The organism is Acinetobacter sp. YH12045, assembly GCF_013419925.1.
Lineage (GTDB): Bacteria > Pseudomonadota > Gammaproteobacteria > Pseudomonadales > Moraxellaceae > Acinetobacter > Acinetobacter amyesii.
Genome location: NZ_VOZE01000007.1, coordinates 60,212 through 78,140, shown reverse-complemented (window position 1 = coordinate 78,140; position 17,929 = coordinate 60,212). Strand labels below are relative to the sequence as shown.

14 protein-coding genes are annotated in these 17,929 nt (G+C 40.4%); 11 read left to right on the top strand and 3 right to left on the bottom strand.

Features of this window, described 5'->3' with window-relative positions; translation table 11 throughout:
• The first annotated feature begins 64 nt into the window (after positions 1–64).
• The 6 genes from clpB (at position 65) to FTU02_RS11125 (ending at position 8,510) form a co-directional block, all read left to right on the top strand.
• Positions 65–2,644 (top strand): ATP-dependent chaperone ClpB, encoded by a 2,580-nt coding sequence (gene clpB, locus FTU02_RS11150; protein ID WP_180023472.1) that lies wholly within the window; start codon positions 65–67, stop codon positions 2,642–2,644.
• A gap of 225 nt (positions 2,645–2,869) precedes the next feature.
• Positions 2,870–3,706 carry a hypothetical protein gene (locus tag FTU02_RS11145; protein WP_306670237.1) on the top strand — a complete coding sequence of 279 codons (837 nt, stop codon included), beginning with the start codon at positions 2,870–2,872 and terminating at the stop codon, positions 3,704–3,706.
• Positions 3,706–5,256 (top strand): GH3 auxin-responsive promoter family protein, encoded by a 1,551-nt coding sequence (locus FTU02_RS11140; protein ID WP_180157163.1) that lies wholly within the window; start codon positions 3,706–3,708, stop codon positions 5,254–5,256. The genes FTU02_RS11145 and FTU02_RS11140 overlap by 1 nt, the downstream gene beginning before the upstream one ends.
• Position 5,257: 1 nt before the next feature.
• Positions 5,258–6,424 carry a GNAT family N-acetyltransferase gene (locus FTU02_RS11135; protein WP_180157161.1) on the top strand — a complete coding sequence of 389 codons (1,167 nt, stop codon included), beginning with the start codon at positions 5,258–5,260 and terminating at the stop codon, positions 6,422–6,424.
• A gap of 128 nt (positions 6,425–6,552) precedes the next feature.
• Positions 6,553–7,854: a DUF945 family protein gene (locus FTU02_RS11130; protein ID WP_180157159.1), complete on the top strand. Its 1,302-nt coding sequence runs from the start codon at positions 6,553–6,555 to the stop codon at positions 7,852–7,854.
• Between the two features lie 188 nt (positions 7,855–8,042).
• Positions 8,043–8,510, top strand: a complete 468-nt coding sequence (locus FTU02_RS11125; RefSeq protein ID WP_180145388.1) for a hypothetical protein — start codon at positions 8,043–8,045, stop codon at positions 8,508–8,510.
• Positions 8,511–8,551: 41 nt separating this feature from the next.
• Here the strand turns inward: FTU02_RS11125 and rlmKL are convergent, their stop codons facing one another.
• Positions 8,552–10,756 (bottom strand): bifunctional 23S rRNA (guanine(2069)-N(7))-methyltransferase RlmK/23S rRNA (guanine(2445)-N(2))-methyltransferase RlmL, encoded by a 2,205-nt coding sequence (gene rlmKL, locus FTU02_RS11120; protein WP_180115115.1) that lies wholly within the window; start codon positions 10,754–10,756, stop codon positions 8,552–8,554.
• Positions 10,757–10,977: 221 nt separating this feature from the next.
• Between rlmKL and FTU02_RS11115 the strand changes: the two genes are divergently transcribed.
• The 5 genes from FTU02_RS11115 (at position 10,978) to FTU02_RS11095 (ending at position 16,813) form a co-directional block, all read left to right on the top strand.
• Positions 10,978–11,334, top strand: a complete 357-nt coding sequence (locus FTU02_RS11115; RefSeq protein WP_180157157.1) for a hypothetical protein — start codon at positions 10,978–10,980, stop codon at positions 11,332–11,334.
• Positions 11,335–11,702: 368 nt separating this feature from the next.
• Entirely contained in the window at positions 11,703–12,719 is a 1,017-nt protein-coding gene (locus FTU02_RS11110) for an aspartate carbamoyltransferase catalytic subunit (protein WP_180023479.1), read from the top strand.
• A 9-nt stretch (positions 12,720–12,728) separates the two neighbouring features.
• Positions 12,729–13,964 (top strand): dihydroorotase, encoded by a 1,236-nt coding sequence (locus FTU02_RS11105; protein ID WP_180157155.1) that lies wholly within the window; start codon positions 12,729–12,731, stop codon positions 13,962–13,964.
• A gap of 223 nt (positions 13,965–14,187) precedes the next feature.
• Entirely contained in the window at positions 14,188–15,663 is a 1,476-nt protein-coding gene (locus FTU02_RS11100) for an OmpA family protein (RefSeq protein ID WP_180157154.1), read from the top strand.
• Between the two features lie 121 nt (positions 15,664–15,784).
• Positions 15,785–16,813, top strand: coding sequence for a DUF1311 domain-containing protein (locus tag FTU02_RS11095; protein ID WP_180157152.1), 1,029 nt, complete (start codon positions 15,785–15,787; stop codon positions 16,811–16,813).
• A 49-nt stretch (positions 16,814–16,862) separates the two neighbouring features.
• Here FTU02_RS11095 and FTU02_RS11090 read toward each other — a convergent pair whose 3' ends face one another.
• Both FTU02_RS11090 and FTU02_RS11085 read right to left on the bottom strand, forming a co-directional pair.
• Positions 16,863–17,309 (bottom strand): universal stress protein, encoded by a 447-nt coding sequence (locus tag FTU02_RS11090; RefSeq protein WP_078188616.1) that lies wholly within the window; start codon positions 17,307–17,309, stop codon positions 16,863–16,865.
• Positions 17,310–17,450: 141 nt separating this feature from the next.
• Positions 17,451–17,894 (bottom strand): universal stress protein, encoded by a 444-nt coding sequence (locus tag FTU02_RS11085; RefSeq protein WP_078191806.1) that lies wholly within the window; start codon positions 17,892–17,894, stop codon positions 17,451–17,453.
• Positions 17,895–17,929: the final 35 nt, after the last annotated feature.

Genomic DNA, 17,929 nt, shown 5'->3' with positions numbered 1-17,929 from the left:
GAAATTTTAAATATGACTCCCATATATGCTTCAAGTACAGAATTTGTTGTGAGGAATAACAAGAATGCGATTCGAAAAATTCACAAACCGTTTGCAGCAAGCATTATCCGATGCCCAATCTTTAGCAATGGGGAAAGACCATACAGCCATTGAAGGAATCCATATTCTTTCGACATTGCTTGAAGAGCCGTCGAACCAAAACTTGTTACAACAGGCAGGTGCTAATCTTCCTGAGTTAAAAACCAAGCTTCAGCAAGCCCTACAGGATACCGCCACCATTGCTACGCCGACAGGGGACATCAACCTAAATCCTGAAGCAGTCAAGGCGCTGAATTTAGCTGACAGTTTTGCTCAAAAAGCTGGAGATGAGTTTCTTTCTACAGATTGGGTGATTCTCGGTTTAGCTGAAACGGGTAAAACCAAAACCTTATTAAATAGTGTAGGCGTAACGACAGATAAATTACGCAATGCAATTGAACAAATACGAGGCGGTGAACAAGTCATGAGTAATAACCACGAAGATCAACGTGATTCACTCAACAAATATACCTTAGACCTCAATGCACGTGCATTAGAAGGCAAGTTAGATCCAGTTATTGGTCGTGATGAAGAGATTCGCCGTACCATTCAGGTTTTATCACGTCGTAGCAAAAACAACCCGGTATTGATTGGTGAGCCTGGTGTGGGTAAAACAGCAATCGTTGAGGGCTTAGCACAGCGTATCGTCAATGGCGAAGTTCCTGAAAGTCTGAAAGGTAAACGTGTACTTTCACTTGACCTAGGTTCATTGCTTGCAGGTGCAAAATACCGCGGTGAATTTGAAGAACGTCTTAAAGCAGTTCTAAAAGATTTAGCCAAATATGATGGCGAGATTATTCTTTTCATTGACGAATTACATACGCTTGTTGGCGCAGGTAAAGGTGATGGTGCAATGGATGCAGGGAATATGCTTAAACCTGCATTAGCGCGTGGTGAGCTACGCTGTGTAGGTGCAACCACTTTAGATGAGTACCGCCAATATATCGAGAAAGATGCGGCTCTAGAGCGTCGTTTCCAAAAAGTGATCGTTGATGAACCGAGTGTGGAAGACACTATTGCGATTTTACGTGGTCTAAAAGACAAATATGCAACCCATCATGGTGTGCAAATTTTAGACTCAGCGATTATTGCTGCGGCAAAAATGTCGCATCGTTACATCACAGACCGTCAGTTGCCAGACAAAGCAATTGATTTGATTGATGAAGCAGCATCACGAATTAAAATGGAAATTGACTCAAAACCTGAGCCATTAGACCGTTTAGATCGTCGCCTAATTCAATTGAAAATGCAGTTAGAAGCGGTGAAAAAAGATGCAGATTCAGTCTCAAAAGCTGAAGTTGAGCACCTAGAGAAACAAATTGCTGAAGTTCAAAAAGAATATAGTGATTTGGAAGAAGTGTGGATTGCGGAAAAACGTTTGGTTGACGGCACGAATCAGGCTCAAATTGAGCTAGATAAAGCACGTACTGCCTTTGAAAAAGCACAACGTGAAGGTGATTTAGCAGAAGCTAGCCGCTTGCAATATGGTGTTATTCCTGAGTTGCAAAAACGCTTGAATGAAGAAGAAGTTGCCGAGGTGAACGAAGAGCCAAAACTGATTCGTACCAAAGTCACTGAAAATGAAATCGCTGAAGTGGTAAGTGCGGCTACAGGTATTCCCGTTGCGAAAATGCTGCAAGGTGAACGTGAAAAACTCTTACACATGGAGGAGTTCTTACATAACCGTGTAGTTGGTCAAGATGAAGCTGTCGTAGCAGTGTCGAATGCGGTGCGTCGTTCTCGTGCAGGATTATCCGATCCAAACCGCCCAAGTGGTTCATTCTTATTCCTTGGGCCTACAGGTGTAGGTAAAACTGAGTTAACCAAAGCTTTAGGTAATTTCTTATTTGACAGTGATGATGCGATTATTCGTATCGACATGTCAGAGTTTATGGAAAAGCATTCGGTGAGCCGTTTAGTAGGTGCGCCTCCGGGCTATGTGGGTTATGAAGAAGGTGGTGTGTTAACCGAGGCTGTTCGTCGTAAACCTTATAGTGTAGTGTTGTTTGATGAGGTTGAAAAAGCACATCCAGATGTCTTTAACATCTTACTTCAAGTGTTGGATGATGGTCGATTAACAGACTCACAAGGCCGTGTGATTGATTTCAAAAACACCGTGATCGTGATGACCTCGAACTTAGGTTCAACCGATGTTCGTGAATTAGGTGAAAACCCGTCGAAAGACGAAGTTCGCGCTGTGGTTATGGCTGCGGTATCTGAACATTTCCGACCTGAATTTGTGAACCGTATTGATGAGTTGGTGGTTTTCCACTCTTTACAAAAAGCGCAAATTCGTGGTATTGCGGATATTCAGTTGGATCGCTTACGTTCACGTTTGGCTGACAAAGACATGAGTTTGGCGGTTGAAGATAGTGCCTTTGAATTGCTTATCGATGCTGGTTTTGACCCTGTGTATGGCGCACGTCCTCTGAAACGTGCTATCCAACAACAAGTTGAAAATACATTGGCACAGAAAATCTTATCAGGTGCTTTCCAACCGGGCGATACGATTGTCGTTCAAGCGGAAGGAGATCACCTAACTTTTGAAAAGTTAAAACTCAACTAAAAAGCACAAATCTGCTACATCCAGTTGTAAAAACAGAAACCCGGTTTAGGCCGGGTTTTTTAATTTTACGCTTGTCGTAATTTTCGTTTAAATACGTAAAGTTCATTGCATTTCATCATTTTCACCCACTAAGATGACGTCCGCACACATCCAACGAGATGACTGTGTTCTGTAAAACAAAAACAATATCGCTCGTTCATTATGAATGAATGGCAACAGGAAATTATGATTATGATGGAATTTAAACTGCTTAGGCAGATCAAAAAAGAACCTTATAGTTTATATAAACGTACAGATGATATCACTGTTCAAGAACTCAAACGCATGTATGGTATTTACCAAAAATATTATGCCAATACCCGTTATGAAATTTTTGAACGCGACTTCTTAGAAAAAACCGGTGTTTTTTTCATTATTGTACCGAAAAATAATCAAATTGTCGGATTCTCGACGGTTATGGAGCGTGACTTTATTGTTGATGGTAAAGCCCGACATGCTTTTTTCAGTGGTGATACCATTATTGAGAAAGAGTATTGGGGGAATCGTGCATTAACTCGAGCAATGTTCCGTTATATTATTAGTTTTAAATTTCGTCATCCAAGAACCCCTGTATATTGGATTTTAATCTCTAAAGGCTTTAAAACTTATCTGCTCTTAGCCAATAACTACTACAGCTACTATCCACATTATGGTGAGAAAAATTCCCATCTCAAAGACTTTGTCGAATCGTACTGTAAAGAATATTTCTCAGAATACTATAACCATGAAACAGGTCTTCTGAATTTTGGCGAAGACTACCAGCCACTCAAAGCAGATGTTGCGCCAATCACCCATGAGATGCGCGAAAACAATACCAAGATTGCTTTTTTTGAAGATAAGAACCCAACGTGGGTCGATGGAACTGAACTACCGTGCATTGGTGAATTACGTTGGAGCGATTTATACCGTTATGTAAATCGATTCTTAACCAAGACCACCAGTGTGAGTAAACATGAAAGCAAGTTACGTTATAAGTCTCGTACATTGCATATTGCGACAGGTTCAGACTCGAAGGTGGCCTAATGGGATTGCTTCTCACCACTGCACATCAAGTTTTGAATATTGCCTGCCGTAAAGCATTTCAACGCTATACACAGCAGGCAAATCAGCTGGAAAATGTGCAACGTAAAAAATTAAGCCATTTTTTAAAGCAGCACATTTCGCAAAATCTAAGCTATGAGCAATTTTCCAAAAAATATCCGCTTTCGCGTTATAGTAATTGGAAAAGCCAAATTGAACAATCCAGACAAAGTGGCAAAAATTGTTTGGGGCCTGAAAAAATTGTCCGTTTTCAACCCACCAGTGGGTCGAGTGAAGCAATTAAATTCATTCCCTATACTCAGGCTTTTTTAGATGAATTGGATGAAGCTATTGGGTTATGGCTCACCAATTTATACCGAACTCATCCACAACTTAAAAATTCAACGCATTATTGGTCGGTTTCATGGTTGCCTGAAAGCCAGCGAAAGCTTTTAGAAAATAGTAATTTGAATGATGACAGTGCGCTGCTTAATCTGTCGAAGCGAGTGTTGAGTAAAATTACCCAGTCGGTACCGACTGAAATTGCGATGGCGAATTCAGCCGAAGATGCCATGTTTGCAACCGCGGTGTATCTCGTTGCAGATAAGCATTTAGGCATGATTTCGGTATGGAGTCCTACATTTGCTTTGCAATTGTTGGATATCATTCAAGAACATCAAGCTGAAATTGTGCAGGTCTTGAAAACTGGACAATGGCAACGTGAGGGATTGAGTTTTCTGCAAGTTCCTAAATCTTGTCAACAATGCTATCGCTTACAAGACTTGGATTTGACCCAAGCAACGGCGTGGAAAAAATTGTGGCCTAAACTCAGTCTGGTTTCGAGTTGGGATACTGCGAGCGCAGAGCAGTGGGCAGTACAACTCAAGCAACGAATTGCATGTGTGGCATTTGAAGGTAAAGGTTTATGGGCAACTGAAGGCGTAGTGACGATTCCATTTGCAAACCGTTTTACCTTAAGTTATCAGTCACATTTTTATGAATTTATTTTGCAAGACAGCCAAAAAGTGGTGCCATCGTGGCAACTGAAAGTAGGTGATATTGTTAGTCCTGTGATCACGACAGGTTCAGGATTAATTCGTTATGTGATTGATGATGAATTAGAAGTCACCGACTTTTATCAGCAAGTGCCATGTTTCAAATTTTTAGGTCGAAAAATGACGGTAGATTTGGTCGGAGAAAAGCTCGACCACAATGCTGCAGTTAAAGTTCTTGCAGAGTTTAAACAAGCGGATTATTTGCCGATTAGTATCTTGGGTATCGAACAATGTTCGGTTAAAAAACCGCACTATATTTTACTCAGTGAAGGCAATGTAGACAAACAACCATCCGCTCAAGCACTAGACCGTTTGCTTAAACATAATTTTCATTATGAATTGGCACGAGATCTAGGGCAGTTGGATGAACCTGAAGTGGTTCATGTACAAGATGCATGGGACTACTACAAAACATTAGCCATGAACAATGGCATGATTGAAGGGAATATTAAGCCTGAGCCGCTTAAGAAAATGAAAACAAAAATAATTGAGTATTGAGATGGATATTGATGTGTTAGATGCACCGTTCGACGAAACGGCGCTATATCATTCAAAGAATGAGACTAAGTTTGCGGTTCGAAATGCGACTGTCGAAGATGATGAGCAACTAATGAAAATTAGTGCTGAGACTGTGCCAAGTAATGGCATTACCTTATCTTATGAACGTCACCCGAGTTATTTGGCTGCTAGCCATGCACAGTATAATCGACCAGATTTAAAAGTGGTTGTCCCTGTGGATGATCCATCTATTGTGATTGCGATGATGAATTTGGGATGGCGTTATTGTTATATCAATGGTCAGCCTGACCTAATGCGTTATGTTGCCGATTTAAGAATGAATCCAGCGTATCGTGGTGCTAAAGTCATGCGCTTATTAATGGACTATGTCCACGATGAAATTCCGCAAGATACGATTTTTGAAAGTGTAGTTTTAAACGCTAATACTGTTGCTGCTAGTATTTTACATCATGAAAGATCAGGTTTTCCGTTGCCATATTTTTATGACGAAATTCGAACCTTTACTGTTTCACAAGCAGCGAAACCAAAAACTTTCAATCAATATCAATTTAAAACCCTAACTGCTGAACGTGTAGATGAAGCGAATGATTTCATTTTAAAAATGAAAGACCAATATAATTTTTTACCTAGCTATGATTTTAATGCGTTGGTTGATGGTCAAAATCCATTTTGGGCAGGCTTAAATCTGGACGATTTTTATTTAATTTATGATCAGCACAATCAGTTGGTTGGACTCTATGGATTATGGAATCAAAAGAGTTTTAAACAAACCCGCGTAATCGACTATTCGCGTTCATTAAAGTTGATGAAGCCTTTTTATAATGCCTACGCCAGTGTGCGTGGTGTATTATCACTGCCAAAAATTCAGGGAACTTTCGATTATTTAATGCTGCATAGTCCACTATGTCATCCTGAACATCTGGATGTATTTGCAAGTTTAGTTTTTCATGCCAAGCAACAGACCAAGCGACGTGGCAAAGAAACCTATTGCATCACTCTGGCAGAGAAGGACCCGCGTATAGGATGGATGAAAAATACTACCTCTCACGTGTTAAAAGCCAAGCACTATTTTCATAGTTTTAAAGGCAATCCATATGCCGCATTTGATCGTAAACGTATTAGTTATTTTGAAGCTGGGCGTATATAGTTGAAGTGATAGCCATCAAAAAATCAATTAAAACTGCCAAATCAATCATTTAATATCATTCTAATTGTGTACTTATGTAACTGAGTTCTTCAGTATACTGCGCAAAGAATAATCAGAATGAGAAAGACATGTCAAAATTGATGTGGGGAATTGGCAGTTTAGCGGTGCTTTCAGCAGCTGTGGTGGGAGGAAATTTATATGCAGATAAATCTCTTGCCCAATTTTATACACAGAATAATTGGTCAGCAGCTGTACAAGATGTTGATGTGAAGTACAGCAATTATCAAATGGGCTTGATGGGCGGAACGGTCGATTGGGTATTAACGCTGAAAACAGACCCGTGTAAACCCAAAGAAGTGATCGTATTGAAGGGTACCGATCAGATTCAACGTGGGTTGAAAGGTTATAACATCAACTCGAACTTTAAGATTGTTCAACAACAAAGTACGTCCGAATATGCCAAGCTTTTTGGTACGGTCTTAACGGCAAAAACGTTGGTCAATTGGATTGGTCAAAGTAAAACAGATCTACAGATTCCTGCATTTAAAACGACTGCACAAGGTGCAACGGTACAAGCTGATGCCAGCCAATTGCAAATTCGGATCAGTAGTCTACCGGGGCAAGCCACTAAGGTATCTGAGCTTTCAATCCATTTACCTGTGGTTCTGTTGAGTGAAGGTCCAATGCAAACCATGGTGCAAAATTTTTCGATGAAGACCAATCAAGGTTTAAATCAGAAAAATCTTGAAAATAGTTTTGTTGAAATTCAAGCGGGTTCTATCAAACGTTTAGATCAAAAGTTCTCAGGCGGTATGCGTGGTATGCAATTGCGTTGGGAGACCGAACTAAATAAACATGATGTGGACTTTGAAGGCTACTTAAAAGCTGATGAAATGGATTTCCCTGGTTCACCGGTCACTAAAGATTTCGCACTGAATTTGGCATTGCATAAAGTTAATCTAGATAAAGTTCGTGCATTTAGTGAACTTTTGCATCAGGTGGAAAATTCATGCGATGCAGTGGGTGAATCAAGTGAAGAAATGACTCAAGCATTCTTAGCAATCGCAAGCCAAGGTTTTGATTTTGAATCTAAAGATAACTCGATCAGTATTGGTGGAGGTAAAGCCTCTGCAAATGTCGTGGGGAAAGTCATGCCGGGTCACCATGCCTCAATGGAGTCTTTTATTAAAATGGTGCCGAGCTTACTAGATTTTCAAGCAGACTTAAGTTTTGATAAAAATATGATGACTGCAATCATGAATAACTTTTTGCAATTACAAGGCAAAAGTTTGTCAGGACAGGAAGCCGAAGCCATGTTTGCAGGTTTTGAAACATCAGGGCAAGGCAAGCGCGATGGCAATAACATGGTCATGAGTATGCAATATAAGTTCGGTCAAAAGCTTTTTGGTCAGGCTATACAAAAGAAATAAGCAACAAGTGGTTAGTCGTTTAGTTTGAAAATATAAAACCGTCATAGATTGGCGGTTTTTTATTTTGAGCTGCGGAATCATGATGTTCACTTTATCGGAACACAGCGGCCTAGCCATTGTTGAATAGTTGAAAAGTTGCTAGCGTCAATGGGCAACTAGCCAATGAAAATAACAATAGGAAAGACACCATGTCACACGATTATTTTTTTAGACGGAAACTTGTTCATTCATCCATGCCTAAATGTTCTTGGGTAAAACACAGTCTTGTTAGTAGCATTTTTTTAATCGCTGTTCAGTCTATAGCTTTTGCGGGGACGTCAATTTCAGATCAACGTTTGTCGAATGAAACGCAAGGTAAAAAACAGTTTAGTGAAGAAACCTTAGATATTATTGAGAGTGAGGCAGCTAAACCCAAAGAAGAGCAGCAGAAAAATTCAAATCATAAATCTAATCGTAATAATAAGATCATTCAAGAAACCCAGCTTGAAGGCTCAACCATGAGTGATTATTTGCTTCAAAAGAAAAGGGCAGCGGATCAGGTCGGGTTAATACAATCTCCAGAAGTCGCACCGATTAACCGTATTGTGCTGCAAGAGCGACATGAAAATATTCGAGTAACGTATCCAGATGGAGTCGTGGTTGAAATGAAGCACTGACGTGCTTCATTTCATAGATCAGGACTTTCTAAAGTCAAACCTTAGATTTGTGGATGAGTGATTTTCCATGCACGGTGAATTTTGCTGTTACGTTTAAAATCTAGACCAATGGTTTCATTGCTGATTTCTTCAACATCAAACATTGCCATGATCACATCGTCCATCTCAAAACCACGGTAGTTGTTTGAGAAGTAAAGCGTACCGTCAGTGGTTAAACGGTTCATGGCACGTTTAAGCAAAGACATATGGTCGCGTTGGACATCAAAAGTACCATAGAACTTTTTAGAGTTTGAGAAGGTTGGTGGGTCAATAAAGATCAGGTCATATTGCTCGTGACCTTCTTTTAACCATTCAAAACAGTCACTAGAGAAGAACTGATGTTGTTCATCTGCATGATCTACAGTCAAACCATTCAGTACAAAGTTCTCTTTAGACCAGTTTAGGTATGTATTTGACAAATCGACACTGGTCGTACTTGCTGCACCGCCTAGCGCTGCATGTAAGCTCGCTGTAGAGGTGTAGCTATATAAGTTGAGGAAGTGTTTACCTTTGGCTTCCTTGGCAATACGTAGACGCATTTGACGATGGTCAAGGAACAGACCTGTATCGAGGTAGTCTGTTAGGTTCACCAAAATCTTAGCTTTGCCTTCTTGAACGATGAAACGTTTAGACGCAGTACTTTGTTTAGTGTACTGATTTTTACCTTCTTGGCGGGCACGTGTTTTAATGAAAATCGCATCACGACCTAAGCCTGTTACTGCACGAATCGCTTGCAGTGCTAAGTTAAAGCGTTTTTTTGCTTTTTCAGGGTCAATTTTTTTCGGTGGTGCATATTCTTGTACGTGTAAACGATCACCATACAAATCTACCGCGACATTAAAGTCAGGCAAATCGGCATCATATAAACGTAGGCAGAAAATATTTTCTTTGACTGCCCATTTTTTAAGATTCTGCATGTTTTTTTGCAGACGGTTAGTAAAGTCTTCTGCACCTTCAATTTTTTCAAATTGTTGCGGTTCCCAATGCTCTAGGAAAGGCTTTTGAACTGCCGCAGGTTTGACTGTACCAAAACGGACGTAAATTGGTAGCTTACCATTCATCAAACGCAAAATTTGTGGATCATTAAAGGCAAGGACATCGGCCTGTTCAACTTGTGCTGCAATAATTGCAGCAGGCTGATTTGGGAAGTTCTTTTGTAATAATGCCGATAGACCTAAATACAGTGCGCGGTTAGAGGCTTTATCACCTAAACGCTCGCCGTATGGAGGATTAGTGACAACAAAGCTTTTCTTACCTGTTGCTTGGAATTCTGGCCAGTCTGCAAGTGTACGTTCTTCAATTTTAATTTGATCAAGTACAGATTCGAAACCTGCAGCAATAATATTTTGTTTGGTCGCTTTTACCGCTTCCCAGTCTGCATCAAATGCATAGAATTGTGGGAGAGGATTTTCAAGTGCAGCTTTATGACGCTCAGCCGCTTCGCCTTTAATTGACATCCAAAGTTCATGGTCATGACCATTCCAACCATTAAAACCAAAACGACGAACAAGGCCTGGCGCGCGGTCAGTCAAAATCATTAATGATTCAATGATAAATGTCCCTGAACCACACATTGGGTCCAAAATAATATCGGGTTGATGCTGTTTAAGTTTTGCTTTCTGTAAGATGGCAGCCGCTAAGTTTTCTTTAATCGGCGCATCTGTCATGTAGCGACGGTAGCCGCGTTTATGCAGAGAATCACCTGATAAATCTAAGCAATAAGTATGTTCAGTTTTGCCAGCTAATACATACAACGTAATTTCAGGTTGCTTAATGTCAATGCTTGGACGTTTGCCCACAGCTTCCATAAAGGAATCGACCACACCATCTTTGACACGTAAAGTTGCGAACTGAGAATTGACTTTAATGTCACGTTCGATGTGTAAACGAACGGCAAATGTACTTTGTGGTGCAAAAATAAGTGACCAGTCAAAGTTTATTGCACCTTCATAGAGCTCTTCCGCTACATCACGTGCATCATGTGTGAACTCTAATTCATGTGTATGAATGGGGGTGAGTACACGTGAAGCCAAACGTGACCACATGCAAATACGGTATGCATCTTCAAGTGTGCCTTTGAATACAAGACGACCCGGGAACTGTTCAATATTTTGAACACCTAAACCTTCAATTTCCTCGCGGAGTAAGGTTTCCAGTCCATCTGCACAGGTAACCCAATATGTAGAAAGACGCGGTTTCGAATTCATGTAAATTTCCAAAGGCAAAAAAGCAATCGCATATTTTAACGTATTTTCGTGGATTTGGGCGGACGATATTGCGCTGAAACGGGAGAAATATCGGTAGATTTGAATGACTTTACCAAATTTATTCTGCGTACATTGTGAGAAATATCACTTAATGGTACAAAAATTGCTATAACCCTGATCAAAATTCGATCTTTATAATATTGATATCATTAGGGGTATTTATGACAGGGCTGGCAATCAATAGTCAATCAAACGCATTTTCAATCGCCACTTTAATTTACGCGCGTTTACGTCGTGTGTCAGGTCGGGTTATTGACGCATTATATGTAGTTGAAAATGTCGAATATGCACGCTTTGTTTCTAACTTGGCTTTGGAAACGGCTGATCCTGAATTATCTCGTTTAGTTGCACGTTTATATAGTGAGTTGAATTTGCATGAAGTTGCAGTTTCAGTACCAGAAGAATCAATGGTTAACTCAGTATCGCATGAAACAGCAGAAATTTTAATGAGCGAACCGACTGCGGAAGATATCTATAAAGCACAGGTTGCACATCGTTATATCGGCGCATTGCGTTAATTCAATCCTGCTGTGAGCAGTAGGTATATTTTTCTTGCTGCGCACAGCCTGATGTATAAACCAACTTCCTTATTTCAAGAGTTGTTGAACTGCGCAGAAGGCGGCTGTTTACAGCTGAACTTTATTTTTTGAAAGTATCCAATTCAATTAAAAATAAAGGTGGATTGAAGTTCTGTTTGAAGGCTTTTTGAAAGGGGAAAGGTGAAGTTTAATTTAAAACGTTTAATTTATCTAATTGAAATGATAGATAGGAATTTGAAAATTCATTTTGAATAACATCATGCGTTTGCATTGAACGTTGAAAACTTCAACTGCCATTTGCCAAGATTCTCTGTATAATGCGTTAACTTAACGATAAGGAATCTCTCATGCACTTGGCGGCATTGCATACACCGAGCCAGATTCAACTCAACCAAGATGGTAACTTAAAACATTTCCTCACCATCGAAGGCCTTTCTAAAGAAACTCTCACAAAAATATTGGACACTGCACAGTCCTTTTTTAATGACCAAAATCAGCTAATTACCAATAACCTTTTAGAAGGTCGTACGGTAATGAACCTGTTTTTTGAAAATTCAACACGTACCCGTACCACTTTTGAAGCGGCAGCAAAACGTCTGTCTGCAAACGTATTGAACATTGATATTGCACGTTCAAGTACATCAAAAGGCGAGACACTGCGCGATACCTTGTGGAATTTAGAAGCGATGGCGACCGACATTTTTGTGGTTCGTCATTCATCGTCAGGTGCGCCACACTTTATTGCGAAAGATGTATGTCCGCATGTGGCAATCATCAATGCAGGCGATGGCCGTCATGCGCATCCTACGCAAGCCATGTTGGATATGTTGACGATTCGCCGTGAAACCAAAAAGAATTTTGAAGACATTTCCATTGCCATCATTGGCGATATTAAGCATTCGCGTGTTGCCCGTTCAGATGTCGCTGCATTACAAACATTGGGCTGTAAAGATATTCGTGTCATTGCGCCAAATACTTTGCTGCCTTACGGTTTTGATGATTATGGCGAAGGCATTCGTCTGTTCAACAACATGGAAGCCGGCATTCAAGACTGCGACGTGATTATTACTTTACGTATTCAAAATGAACGTATTGATTCTCCTGCGCTGTCATCTCAAGCCGAATTCTACAAAATGTACGGTTTGAATAAAGAGCGCTTGGCTTTGGCAAAACCTGACTGCATCGTGATGCATCCGGGACCAATGAACCGTGGTGTTGAAATTGACTCAAGTATTGCCGATGGCACTCAGTCAGTGATTTTACATCAGGTAACCAATGGTATTGCGGTGCGTATGGCGGTACTGGCTTTGGCAATGCAAGGTCAGTTGCAAGAAAAAGGTTTAATTGAAGCGATTGCGGTTTAAAGGATAGTCATGAGTATTGTTAAAGTTGAAAATGTACGTGTCTTAGATCCAATCAATCAAACTGACAGCGTACAGACGGTTTATATTGAAAATGGCCGATTGGTTGCCGAAAGCAATACCGCTGAAACCATTGATGGACAAGGCAAATGGCTGATGCCAAGTATGGTTGACCTTTGCGCGCGTTTACGAGAGCCGGGTCAGCAGCAGCACGGCACTTTAAAGTCAGAAGGTAGGGCTGCGCGTGCGAATGGTATTTTGCATGTGTTTACCCCGCCTGACTCTAAACCGATTGTGCAAGACAATGGTGCATTGATTCATGGTCTGGTGGAAAAAGCCATGCTAGATGGCGGCATTTATCTGCAGGTGATTGGCGCGCAAACTCAAGGCTTGTTAGGCAAGCAGCCTGCGAATATGGCGGGTTTGAAAAAAGGTGGCTGTACTGCGGTATCGAATGCTAATGCGCCATTTATGGACGATGATGTGGTGATTCGTACTTTGGAATATGCTGCGGGTCTGAACATGACCGTTGTGTTCTATGCCGAAGAACCGCAGATTGCCAAAGATGGCTGTGTACACGAAGGTTTTGTTGCATCTCGTCAAGGTTTGCCGATGATTCCTGCATTGGCGGAAACCGTAGCCATTGCAAAATACTTACTGATGATTGAAGCCACTAAAGTGCGTGCGCACTTTGGTCTGTTGTCATCAGGCGCATCTGTCGAATTAATTAAACATGCTAAAGCGAAAGGCTTACCGGTGACTTGCGATGTAGCCATGCACCAATTGCATTTAACTGATCATTTGATCGACGGCTTTAATTCACTTGCGCATGTGCGTCCGCCGCTGCGTTCTGAGCAAGATAAAGACTTGCTCCGCCAAGCAGTGAAAGACGGTGTGATTGATGCAATTTGTACACATCATGAGCCATTAAGCAGCTCTGCGAAAATGGCGCCATTTGCTGAAACACAGCCCGGTTTTACTGCATTTGATACCTATGTACCTTTTGGTATTCAATTGATTCAAGAAGGCCTATTAAGCCCACTGGAATGGGTTGAGAAAGTCACACTCGCACCTGCTAAAGTAGCCAATATGCAACAACGTTGGGCAGATGAAGCGGGTTGGGTACTAGTCGACCCAGAGCTTGAATGGACCATCAATAAAGACACGATTGTGTCAAATGGTAAGAACACACCATTAATTCAGCACACCGTTAAAGGTAAAGTGCTTCAAGCTTTTTATGCCGTTTAAGCTGAAGCCCAACATGGAAAGATGTTGAGTCTTAGTATTTTAATGAGACATAAAAAAGTCAGCTTCGGCTGGCTTTTTTAGTGAAGATTGAAATTAATAGATTGAAAATAAAAGAAGAAATTAAAGCGTTGACAAGTCCGAACAAATTATTACATTTGATCAAAAAATAAGCATATAAACTGAAGTACACATGAAAATAATGACAACTGCATGGAGTACAAATATGAGTATAGATTTATTAGCGCTTATTAAGCAGCACGTCTCCTCGATTGTGCTGGACGGTGATACACAACACTTAACTGAAAAAAATTCAGCCATTAGCCAGTTTATTCCAGTCCTGTTGAATATTTTTCGATCCAAACCTGAGTTTATTGACACCTTTCAAAAACAGTTAAATCCACGAATTAGTGATATTTTCTCGGCAAATCCCACATTAAAAGATCAATTTTTGCAACATCTCGGTGGCGGTACGGCCCCAACGTCAGAAATAGAGCAAACCTTAAACCACTCTATAGCTCCAACTTTAGGGGCACTTGAAAATGAAGCGGGTTCATCTGATCCCGTCGCAATCACGCATTTACTTGATAATCATGCAGATAGCATTTTGGCGGCACTACCACAATGGGCAGTGCCTTTACTCGCAGGTTTAGGGGTAAACACTGCAGCTGGCCGTACATTACACCAAGCGCCTGTTGTTGAACCAACACCTGTTATCGTTGAAGAAAAACGCTCGAATTGGTTATTGCCAATTATTGCGCTACTTATATTATTGGGTCTGATCGCATTTTGGTTTAAGTCTTGTACTAATAAAGAAGAACCAACCACCTCTGCAACAACGGTTGCACAGCCTGCTGCATCTCAGCCAGCACATTTGCAATTTAGCACCGGTACAGATGGGCAGTTAACCAACTGTCAAATTCAAACTGGTGATTCAAATTATCTTGAAATTTTGCAGCAACAAGTCAAACAGATCTTTAACTTTAATACGGGTTGTGGTGCTTCATCTGATGCCAGTTACCATACGCAATTTATTGATCAAGATACCATTCCAACGGTTCTGCAAAAACTTAAAGGTGTACCAAATACCACTTTAACCTGGACAGAAAATCAGTTATCGATTTTGTCGCAAAATCCTGCGGATGCTCAAAACCTTGCCAATCAAATTAAGCCTTTAGCAAAAAATATGACGGTATTGGTTCAAGAAGGCGTGAGCGAACAAACAGCAGTAGATAACAGTATTACTGATGCACAAAAAGCATTAGCGAGCATTAACCCTGAACAAGTTCGTGCGCTAGATGTTGCGACTGCGCTGAACTTACAAATTATTAATTTTGCGACAGGTTCATCTGATATTCCTGACGTAAATAAATCGATTTTGGATCAGGCGGCAGCATTGCTGCAGCGCGCTACAGAAGTACATCTGACTGTACAAGGTCATACCGATGCTGTGGGTAATGAGGAAGCGAATAAAGCTTTATCGCAAGAGCGTGCACAAGCTGTGGTGGATTACTTGGTGTCGAAAGGCGTTGATCCTGCACAGCTTCAAGCGGTGGGTTATGGTCAAGAAAAACCGGTAGCAGAAAACAGCACCAAAGAAGGTCAATTCAAAAACCGTCGTATTGAGTTTGAAGTTTTAAATACCGAGAATGGTAAAGTACGAGATGTCACCAGCGAAGGCGTAACTGAAAAGACCAATTAAAACCGTACTAAATGAGATGATATATAAAAAATCCCTGCACATGCGGGGATTTTTCTCGTCAAAGCGCTGTAATTTTGAGTAAAATACGCCCGAAGAATAAAATCATAATGGTACTTATACAATGAAAAAAATAGTCATCACGAGCCTCATGTTGTCTGCGGCATTGATATCCGGCTGTGATAATTTTAAAAATAAAAAAGATACTGAAGCCAAAACGGAAGCGCCTGCTTTGGACGATTGGAGTTGTACAGCACAAGCCAATATTGACCAATTGCAAGATCATTTAAAAAAAGAATATCTCAAAGAATTAAACAAAGAAATACGTCAGTCAGATTATGAAGCCGATCAGCAACTCATGGATCTGATTGTAAAAAATCTAAAATTTAACATTCAAAATGTCACGACTTTAACTGAAGACCCTAATAAAGCCAAAACATTGGAATGTAGCAGTCAATTGTTGGTGGTTTTCCCGAAAGGATTACAAAAGCGTGCTGAAAACGCCTTTGCTGAACGACCATGTAACGAAGGCTGTGAAGAACGTGGTAATTATACTTTGAATGATTCACTCGAAGATGGTGAGTCAGGCTTAAGCATGGACAATGATCAGCTTAAAGGGAACTTTAGCTATAGCATCACTAAAACGGACAAAGATGGTTTAAGTTTAAGTGTCCCAAGTCAAAATGACGTAATTGATAGCGTTGTAACAGTGACACGTCATGCGGTGCTATATGCGGCATATAGTGCTCAAAATAAGCGAGACGAAGAATCCTATCAGCAAGGGATGGAGAGTCAATCTCAACAAATGAGCCTTGCACAAAAGGCGATGGATATTCGTAAGAAAGAGCTAGATCAGGATAATGCCAAAGTGGTGGACCGTCTCAATCAGACTTGGGATCGTTTTAGTGATGAACAAAAGGCGCAGTTACAGCAAGATCAAGCAGACTGGTTTGAAAAGCGTGATATCGACTGTAAAGTGCTTGCACAAAAAAGTGTTTATTCATTAAATGAAAGTGAAAAAGAGACTTATCAAAAGCATTCGCAATACTGGGATGATGCGATGAATACGCAAAATCAAGAGTTGCAATATACCAAATGTTTTAATCAGAAAACTACAGAACGAATTGTATATTTAAATAACGTGTTTAATTGATCTAAAAGAAGAAAAGCCCTCAATGAAGGGCTTTTCTTTGAATCTTAGTTTATTGCTTTATGATCAAAACAGGAATTGGGCACTGCGTTAAAATATTTTGTGCTACGCTGCCCAGCATGGCTTTTTTTAAACCTGTGCGTCCATGCGAACCCATGATGATTAAATCTGCAGAGATTTCATCAGCCACTTGTAAAATCCCTTCGGTTGGCGATACACCATGAATCAAACGGGTTTTAACTTCGATACCATCACGTACAAAGGTTTGTTTGATATCTTCTAAACGCAGCTGAGCACTTTTTTCAGCTTGCATAAAATATTCAGTGATTGCAGGTGCAACAGCATAGAAATCGACACCAACGAATGGATCAACAGCAACAACACTGACAATGGTCACTTGTGCATTTTGACTTTTAGCCAAGCTGAGCGCATGTTCAACAGCAGAATATGAAATTGGAGATTCATCCACAGGGACTAAAATTTGTTGATATTGACTCATATCTGCTTCCTTAATATTTTAAATGTTATCAATCTAATCTTGCTCTATTCACGATATTGTATGAATTAGACAAAAGGGTAAGCCTATGGGGGAAGGGTGTGCTGAATAGAAAAAAGCCCACATCATGTGGGCTTGGTCATCTTAAGCTTTTACAACCAACACAGGTAATTCAGTATTACTGAGTACATCTTGTGCGAAGCTGCCGAGTAGCATTTTCTTAAAGCCTTTACGACCATGTGAACCCATCACAATCAAATCGGCTTTGACTTCATTGGCTGCTTCTACCACACCTTCAGCAGAAACTTGGCCTTTAATGATTTTACTTTGTGCTTCTACACCCACTTCAGTTGTAATTTGCACAGCTTCTTTCAAAGCAGATTCTGCATTTGCATAAGCTTGTACGAAATATTCTTTCATGATTGATGAAGAATAATAGAAGTCTGCATCGGTAAATGGGTCTTCAGCAACAAGGCTGATTAAAGTGAGTTGGCTGTTAAACGCCTTGGCAATAATTGCAGCTTTTTTAACTGCAGAAAACGAGATTTCTGAACCATCGACAGGTACTAAAATGTTTTGATATGACATGGAACAATCTCCTGTAATTTTGCTTTTAAACCCTA

What these genes read in the sequence shown, in the direction of transcription:
- rlmKL (WP_180115115.1), bottom strand. Translation starts at nt 10,756, where the DNA reads ATGAATTCGAAACCGCGTCTTTCTACATATTGGGTTACCTGTGCAGAT.
- FTU02_RS11145 (WP_306670237.1), top strand. Translation starts at nt 2,870, where the DNA reads ATGATTATGATGGAATTTAAACTGCTTAGGCAGATCAAAAAAGAACCT.
- FTU02_RS11090 (WP_078188616.1), bottom strand. Translation starts at nt 17,309, where the DNA reads ATGAGTCAATATCAACAAATTTTAGTCCCTGTGGATGAATCTCCAATT.
- FTU02_RS11115 (WP_180157157.1), top strand. Translation starts at nt 10,978, where the DNA reads ATGACAGGGCTGGCAATCAATAGTCAATCAAACGCATTTTCAATCGCC.
- FTU02_RS11105 (WP_180157155.1), top strand. Translation starts at nt 12,729, where the DNA reads ATGAGTATTGTTAAAGTTGAAAATGTACGTGTCTTAGATCCAATCAAT.
- FTU02_RS11110 (WP_180023479.1), top strand. Translation starts at nt 11,703, where the DNA reads ATGCACTTGGCGGCATTGCATACACCGAGCCAGATTCAACTCAACCAA.
- FTU02_RS11140 (WP_180157163.1), top strand. Translation starts at nt 3,706, where the DNA reads ATGGGATTGCTTCTCACCACTGCACATCAAGTTTTGAATATTGCCTGC.
- FTU02_RS11100 (WP_180157154.1), top strand. Translation starts at nt 14,188, where the DNA reads ATGAGTATAGATTTATTAGCGCTTATTAAGCAGCACGTCTCCTCGATT.
- clpB (WP_180023472.1), top strand. Translation starts at nt 65, where the DNA reads ATGCGATTCGAAAAATTCACAAACCGTTTGCAGCAAGCATTATCCGAT.
- FTU02_RS11125 (WP_180145388.1), top strand. Translation starts at nt 8,043, where the DNA reads ATGTCACACGATTATTTTTTTAGACGGAAACTTGTTCATTCATCCATG.
- FTU02_RS11095 (WP_180157152.1), top strand. Translation starts at nt 15,785, where the DNA reads ATGAAAAAAATAGTCATCACGAGCCTCATGTTGTCTGCGGCATTGATA.
- FTU02_RS11130 (WP_180157159.1), top strand. Translation starts at nt 6,553, where the DNA reads ATGTCAAAATTGATGTGGGGAATTGGCAGTTTAGCGGTGCTTTCAGCA.
- FTU02_RS11135 (WP_180157161.1), top strand. Translation starts at nt 5,258, where the DNA reads ATGGATATTGATGTGTTAGATGCACCGTTCGACGAAACGGCGCTATAT.
- FTU02_RS11085 (WP_078191806.1), bottom strand. Translation starts at nt 17,894, where the DNA reads ATGTCATATCAAAACATTTTAGTACCTGTCGATGGTTCAGAAATCTCG.